Here is a 6,970-nt window from a genome sequence, read left to right on the forward strand (position 1 = left end):
TAGGCTAACCGTACAGCCGGGCGTAATAACCCCCGAGCGCCAGCAGGTCCTGATGGCGGCCCCGCTCGACGACCGTGCCTTGATTCATGACGGTAATCAAATCCGCCTGTTCCACGGTGCTGAGACGGTGGGCAATCAGAATGGTGGTGCGCCCCTTCATCAATTCGTTCAGGGCCTGCTGTACCCAATGCTGGGATTCGTTATCCAGCGCGGAAGTCGCTTCGTCCAGCAGCAGGATCGGGGCGTTTTTGAGAATCGCCCGGGCGATCGCAATTCGCTGCCTTTGTCCGCCCGACAACGACGCTCCTCTCTCTCCCACCGGCGTTTGATAATGTTCAGGAAGTTCCTGAATGAAATGGTGAGCGTATGCCGCTTTGGCCGCCTCGATCACTTCTTCATCCGTTGCATCCGGGTTGCCGTAGCGGATATTTTCCTCAATCGTGCCGGTAAACAAGAACGGCTCCTGCGGAACGTATGCAATCTGCCTGCGGATTTCCTCCAGCGTATAATGGCCGAACGGTTTGCCTTGGAGCAGGATTTCTCCGCTGTCCACAGGATAAAAGCCGAGCAGCAGCTTGATCAGCGTACTTTTGCCGCTGCCGCTGGCCCCCACGATAGCGGCGACCTGGCCGGGAAACACCTGCATCGACATCTCGACAAGCACCTTTTTATCCGCCTGATAGGAAAATTCCACATCTCGAAACTCCACCGCAGCCTCCGACACGAGCTCGCTGTAAGGAGATCCCAAACGCTCCGGTTCCTCTTCCTCTCTTAGTACCTCTTGAATCCGGTGAGCGCCCGCGAGCGAATTTTGGGTCATCGACAGAACCGTCCCCAATTCCAACAAGGCGTGCGTCAGATTCACTTGCAGAACCGCAAGGGCAGCGACGCTTCCCATGCCCATCAGTCCGTAGGCATAAAGAAGACTGCCGATGACGATGATGCCGCAAAACGTGACGTAGCTGATAAAATGGTTCACCGCAGCCTGCATGCCATTCTTCTGCGCGGTTTGCCGAAGCGTCTGCGTCATTTGTTCGTTCAACGCTTCGTACTGGTTGTAAATCGTACGGATGCGGAACAGCTTCACAATTTGAATGCCGCCCATAAAATCTTTGAATTTTTCGGTCATTTTACCGAGTGTTTGCAAGCCTTGTTCGGACAGGGCGCGAATATCCCGCGCAAATTTCAGGCTGACCACGGAGGACAGCAGCAGAATGACGAAGGATACGCCAGCAAACCGCCAATCGATCAACACCATGGAGACAATGGAGCCGATGCAAAAAACAATTTGAAGCAGCAAAACGAAGTAAACCTGCGAAAATGTAAACTCAACGGTCGTTACGTCGTTGTTCACCCGCGACAGCAAGTCCCCATGGTGCGTCTGTTCCAGAAATCTCGGCCGCACCCGGCACAGCTTGTCGTAAAGACGTTCGCGGATATTCAGCACAGTCAGCTCGACACTGCGCTGGTATAAGTAAATGAACCAAGGTGAAATCACATTTTCCAGGAACAGCGCCGCACCCAAAATAATAAAGGCGTCCACCATCAGGGACGTATCTCGAGACACGGCGAAATCAACCAAGTTATGTACGACCAAACTGAAGGCGATCAGGAACAATGTCTGGGTGAGCGCCGTCACGGCCAGGCCAATGGCGTACTGGGTTTTGCGCTTGCGGTTCATAAAGGTCAGCAAGTAGCCGAGTTCTTTCACTTGCGAAAGCCATCCGCCCTTTTTCATGTGTACGCCACCTCCCTGCGTTCGGCAGAATCGGTAAATTCCTGGTAGTACGACTGGGCGTACAGTCCCTTCCTCTCCAGCAATTGTTCATGAGTGCCCTTTTCAACAATATTCCCCTGTTCCATGACCCAAATTTCGTCGGCGTTTTGAACTGTAGAAAGCCGGTGGGCAATAACCATGGTCGTTCTATTCTTCATCAATACGCCCAGCGCTTCCTGAACCGCGCTTTCCGACTCCGGATCAAGAGCCGACGTTGGCTCGTCCAGCAGCAGAACGGGAGCATCCTTCAGAAAAGCCCGGGCCATTGCTATGCGCTGGCGCTGCCCGCCGGACAAAAATCCTCCGCGCTCTCCGACATACGTCTGGTATCCGCCCGCAAGCTGCATAATGAAGGAATGCGCCTGAGCGGCTTTGGCGGCTTCGATAATCTCGTCCATCGACGCATCTTCACGCCCGTAGCCGATATTTTCGGCGATCGTGCCGCTAAACAAATATGAATCCTGGGTTACCACGGAAAAATGCGACCGAAGCTGCTCCGGATCGGCACCGTGGATCAGGCTGCCGAACACGCGGATCTCACCCTGATCCTCCGGAAGCGGATAAAAGCCGCATACAAGCTTTAACACCGTGCTCTTCCCTCCGCCGCTCGCTCCGACAAGCGCGATCGTCTTCCCTTCCGGCACCGAAAAGCTAACATTCCGCAGGATCGGGGAGCTCTCCTCATACCCGAAGGTTACGTTCTGAAACTCGATGGGAGCGGCGCTCGCTTTCGGCAGCGAACGGCCATTTTCCGTTTCGGTCGGCTGCTCGACGATTTCGGAGACCCTTCTCAGGGCACCGGCCATTTCGAACGTCCGCGTGATGAGCTCGGGTATATGCTCCAGCGGCTCCAGACACAGATTCAGCAAGTACAGGAAGGCGATCAGCTCTCCCGCGCCTAGCTGCCCGTTGTAGATCAAATAGCTTCCGTAACTGACGGCAAAAATGATCGGGCTGATCATCAGCGTGGAAAGCAGCGGGTTGACCCAGGCTTCCCGCTTTTTCACAGCCAGCTTTTTTTGAGCTGTCAATTGCAGCAGCACTTGGTAGGAGCGAGATAACATGCCGGATAGCAGGTAGCTTTTTACAATAGGCATACCCCCGAGCGTATCCTGGAGGTTGACGTTCATTCGGCCCATGTTCGCCTGGGCTTCCTCCGTCAACCGTTCCAACTGCTTGCCGATCCATTGGGAAACCAGCAGCGCTAAGGGAAATAACAGCAGGCTGTAAAGCATCAGCTCCCATTGGAGGTAGATCAAATAAGCGAAACAGCCAATGAACAATAGCGGATGATAAAACCACTGGGCAAGGTCCCGAATCATAAACTGCTGGATGAGCTGCAGGTCGTTGTTGATCCGCGACAACACGTCGCCGGAATGCTGCTTTTCCAAATAGGAGACCGGGAGTTTGCCGATATGACGCATGACATGGTTGCGGATATCCTGCACCGCAGAGGCGCTGCTTCGCTCCACCCCGAAGCTCATGAAATACTTCGCCGGCACACCGATCAAGATGACCACAAAGACCGTGTACACGATTTGCAGAACGATTGGCCCCGCCCCCTTCTCGGCCTGGGTGGTCAGCTGCTCGATCAAACTTCCCGTCCATATCTCAATAACGGCGGCGGCAATTGCAGACAAGGTACCGACGATCATCCAGCCTTTGTGACGGCTTACATAGGACATCAGCCAGCGGAACGCTTTCCAGGTGGCGTAAGCGGATTGGCGCTTGGAAGGCGCCGCTGTGCCGTGCTCTCGAACAGACGGCTGCCGGTCAGCTTCCATGCAGTACCCCGGCCTCCGCTTCGATCTGCCGCTTGACTTGCTCTAAGATGTCCCGGATGACAACGGCCGTTTCGTCCACGCGCGCGAGTTCCAGCAATTCCTCGTGCGCGCCCTCCAGCCGGTAATCGGCGTAAGCTTGCGTCGTTGCCCCCCGCCAGGACGGCAATTGGTGCTCCAGGCGGAACGCTTCGCTGTCCTTCGCAATCAGCTCGTAAATCCGGGCCGGAACCGTGCCGGAGTTAATAAGCTGCGCTTCGTACGCCAAAGTCGCTTTGACCTTCTGATGAACCCGCTCCCGCACGAGCGGGTTGCTCATTAATTCCTTCTCTTCTTCGTCGAAATCGGCAAGCATTTCTTCAAGCTCTTTCTCCGACGTTTCGGGAGGCGTCAGCGTGTCCTTAATCCACGAATCCACCATGAGCACGTCCGTTACGGAATACCCTCTTTTCTCCATCGTTTTGGCTACCTCGAACGTGAGATTGCCTCCAAAGCAGTAGCCGAGCAGCACGTAAGGTCCTTCGGGCTGGATGCGGACGATCTCGTCTACATAACGGTTCAGCATGACCTCGTAATCGGCGGCATCGTCGATAAAATCAATGCCGTAGAGCAAAAACTGGCCGTCGAGTCTGCTTGCGAGCTCCCGGTAACCGATGCCGAAGCCGCTGCCCGGAGGGAAGCAGAACACGTTCAGATCTCCTGCTTTATTCAGCTTAATGAAGGAGTCTCCCCCTTTATCCAGGCCCAGATCCCCCTCTCCGAAAGCCATGGCTTCAACCGTTACATGATGGAATTGGCGGTTCAGCGGTATCTCGATGCCCGTTTCATCGTAAACGGCTTGAACGAGCCTCATCAGACTTAATGAATTGCCACCCAACTCAAAAAAGTTATCCTTTACGCCGACCTGCGGAACGCCAAGCGTATCCTGCCAGACGCGGGCGATCTTCATTTCGAGCAGCGTTCTCGGCGCTACATATTCTGCTCCTCTGACCGCGGCTTCCTCCGGGGCGGGCAGCGCTTTGCGGTCGATTTTCCCGTTGGGGGTCAGCGGCATCCGCGAAAGCTGCACGAGGTGCGAAGGAAGCATATACCCTGGAAGCTGCTTGGCGAGCTCCTCCTTGAGTTCATGCGCCGCCAGCCTCGTTTCCGCGACGTAGTAAGCGACAAGCTGCTTATGGCCGTTCGCGTCGTCACGGGCAAGCACCACCGCTTCTTCCACGCCCTCGACGTTCAGAAGCTGTGTCTCGATTTCATCCAGCTCGATCCGGTACCCGCGGATTTTCACCTGATGGTCGATCCGGCCCAGGTATTCGATGTTGCCGTCCGGCAGCCAAGCCCCCAAGTCGCCCGAGCGGTACAGCTTCTCCCCCTCCGCAAACGGGGAATCGACGAACTTCTCCGCCGTCAGATCCGGACGGTTCAGGTATCCTCTCGCCAGGCCTTCCCCGGCCACGTACATTTCGCCCGCTACGCCGATCGGCACTGGGCGGCGGTTTTCATCCAGGACGTACACCTTCAGCGTCGGGATCGGCTTGCCGATATTGCTCTTCGCCGCCTCCATTTCGACCCGCGTAATTTCCTTATACGTCACGTGAACCGTCGTCTCGGTAATGCCGTACATATTGATCAGCTTCGTCTCCGGGTACTTCGTCTTGAAGCCCTTGAGCAGCAGCGGACTCAGCGCTTCGCCCCCGAAGATGACGTTGCGAATCCGCAGATCGTACGGATGATCCGCCAAGACCTCACGCAGCAGCTGGTAGAAGTACGTTGGCGTCTGGTTCAAAATCGTGACCTGTTCGCGGCCCAGCAGCGCCAGGAAATCGGCCGGATTTTTCGCCGTGAGCGGCGGTACGATGACCAGCTTGCCTCCGTACAGCAGCGCTCCGTACATTTCCCAGACGGAGAAATCGAAGCAGAACGAGTGGAACAGCGTCCACGTGTCGGACGGCCCGAAGTCGAACAGGTTCTTTTCGTTGAACAGGAGGCGCACCACGTTCTTATGCTCGATCAGCGTTCCTTTCGGTCTGCCGGTCGTTCCCGACGTGTAGATGACATAAGCCAGGTTGCCCGGTCCGGAAATCGGTTCCAGGTTCAAAGCGTCCAGCGCACCTTCGGAGTCCGCCCCTCTGTCGCCCCAAACGAAATCATCCAATTCGAGGCGCGTTCCTGCGAAGTCGGTCTTCTCGTGCAGATGCTTTTGAATCAGCAATAACGGCGCGCCCGAATCCTCGATCATGAAGCGGATGCGCTCCTCCGGGTAGTCGGGATCGACAGGCACGTAGGCTCCGCCCGCTTTGAGAATCGCCAGAATGCCGACGACCATATCGAGCGAGCGTTCGGCCAGAATCGCTACCAGCTGGTCCGCTTCTACTCCCGTCTCCCGCAGCTTCCTTGCAAGGCGGTTGGATCGCTCGTTCAGCTCGCGGTAGGTCAGCTGCCGCTCGTTCATGACGGCGGCCACGTGGTCCGGGTAAAGCTCCGCCTGCTCTTCGAACAAGCCGTGAATCGTTTTCCCCCGCTCGAACCCGGTTTCGGTGTCATTAAATCGCTTCAGCAGCGTCTCCCTCTCGTCTGGGGACAGCACATCGGCTTGTCCAAGCTCCAGATCCGGCTGAAATAAAAGCAAGGACAGCAGCCGAACAAGATGGTCGGCCGCCTGTTCCACAAATGCCCGCTCGTACCGCTGCCCGTCAAAGCTTATTTCCAGCTCGATAGAGTGGTTTTGGCGGTCAAATTGAAAAACCGTATCGGCCGCCACCCGGTTACCCAGCGGTACCGGATGAATCGGGGCGAAAGATGCGACGGTGTTGACGACCGGGAGGCCGTCCCCCGTATAGTCCAGATGGAGCGGCTCCACCATTTTTGGAAAAGGCAGATGCTGATGCTCCAGCGCCTCGCCGATGGAAGCTTTGATGCCCCCGAGCAGCGTTTTCAGCGTAGTCTGATGGCTTACGGCCGTCTTGATCACCAAGATGTCATGCGGCGGCGGAGTCCCGTCGGGGTCTGCGCTATAAGAAGGCATGCCGACCAGCACTTGGTCCTGCCCGGTATATTTGAACAGCAGGCTTTTTACTCCTGCCAAAACAATCATGTACAAAGCCAAATCCGAACCGTTGGCGAGGCGAATGATTCTCTCCGAGAGTTCGCTCGGCAGAGTACGGTGAAGCAAGCCCGGCTCGGCCGCAGCTTCCCCGTCGGCGGATAATTTGGAGGATTGACTGTAGGGAAGGAAGCTCAGGCAGTCATCGGCGTCAAACTTGCCGCTCCAATACCGTTCTTCCTTTTCAAATAAAGATTTCATTCGTACCTCCCCTAAAAATGAAGTAACCCCTTGCCCCGGCGCAGGTCCGAAAAAGCTTGTTTTCGGCCTGCGCGTTTACGGGCTTGGACGTTGTTCGCCGTCTTCCTTGGG

At 56.1% G+C, this 6,970-nt stretch carries 3 protein-coding genes; all 3 read right to left on the reverse strand.

Annotated features, from left to right (window positions below; translation table 11 throughout):
- Positions 1-4: 4 nt before the first annotated feature.
- From L6439_RS24500 to L6439_RS24510, 3 genes are read right to left on the reverse strand one after another with little or no spacing between them, the layout of a single operon-like run.
- Entirely contained in the window at positions 5-1,738 is a 1,734-nt protein-coding gene (locus tag L6439_RS24500) for an ABC transporter ATP-binding protein (RefSeq protein WP_213471769.1), read from the reverse strand.
- Positions 1,735-3,561, reverse strand: coding sequence for an ABC transporter ATP-binding protein (locus L6439_RS24505; RefSeq protein ID WP_168181686.1), 1,827 nt, complete (start codon positions 3,559-3,561; stop codon positions 1,735-1,737). The genes L6439_RS24500 and L6439_RS24505 overlap by 4 nt, the downstream gene beginning before the upstream one ends.
- Positions 3,551-6,859, reverse strand: a complete 3,309-nt coding sequence (locus L6439_RS24510) for a non-ribosomal peptide synthetase (protein ID WP_237096635.1) — start codon at positions 6,857-6,859, stop codon at positions 3,551-3,553. Before L6439_RS24510 ends, L6439_RS24505 begins: the two co-directional genes overlap by 11 nt.
- Positions 6,860-6,970: the final 111 nt, after the last annotated feature.

It is taken from the genome of Paenibacillus dendritiformis, from assembly GCF_021654795.1.
In the GTDB taxonomy this organism is placed as follows: domain Bacteria; phylum Bacillota; class Bacilli; order Paenibacillales; family Paenibacillaceae; genus Paenibacillus_B.

Excerpts from the sequence above, each read along its gene's own strand:
- L6439_RS24510 (WP_237096635.1), bottom strand. The coding sequence starts at position 6,859 with ATGAAATCTTTATTTGAAAAGGAAGAACGGTATTGGAGCGGCAAGTTT.
- L6439_RS24500 (WP_213471769.1), bottom strand. The coding sequence starts at position 1,738 with ATGAAAAAGGGCGGATGGCTTTCGCAAGTGAAAGAACTCGGCTACTTG.
- L6439_RS24505 (WP_168181686.1), bottom strand. The coding sequence starts at position 3,561 with ATGGAAGCTGACCGGCAGCCGTCTGTTCGAGAGCACGGCACAGCGGCG.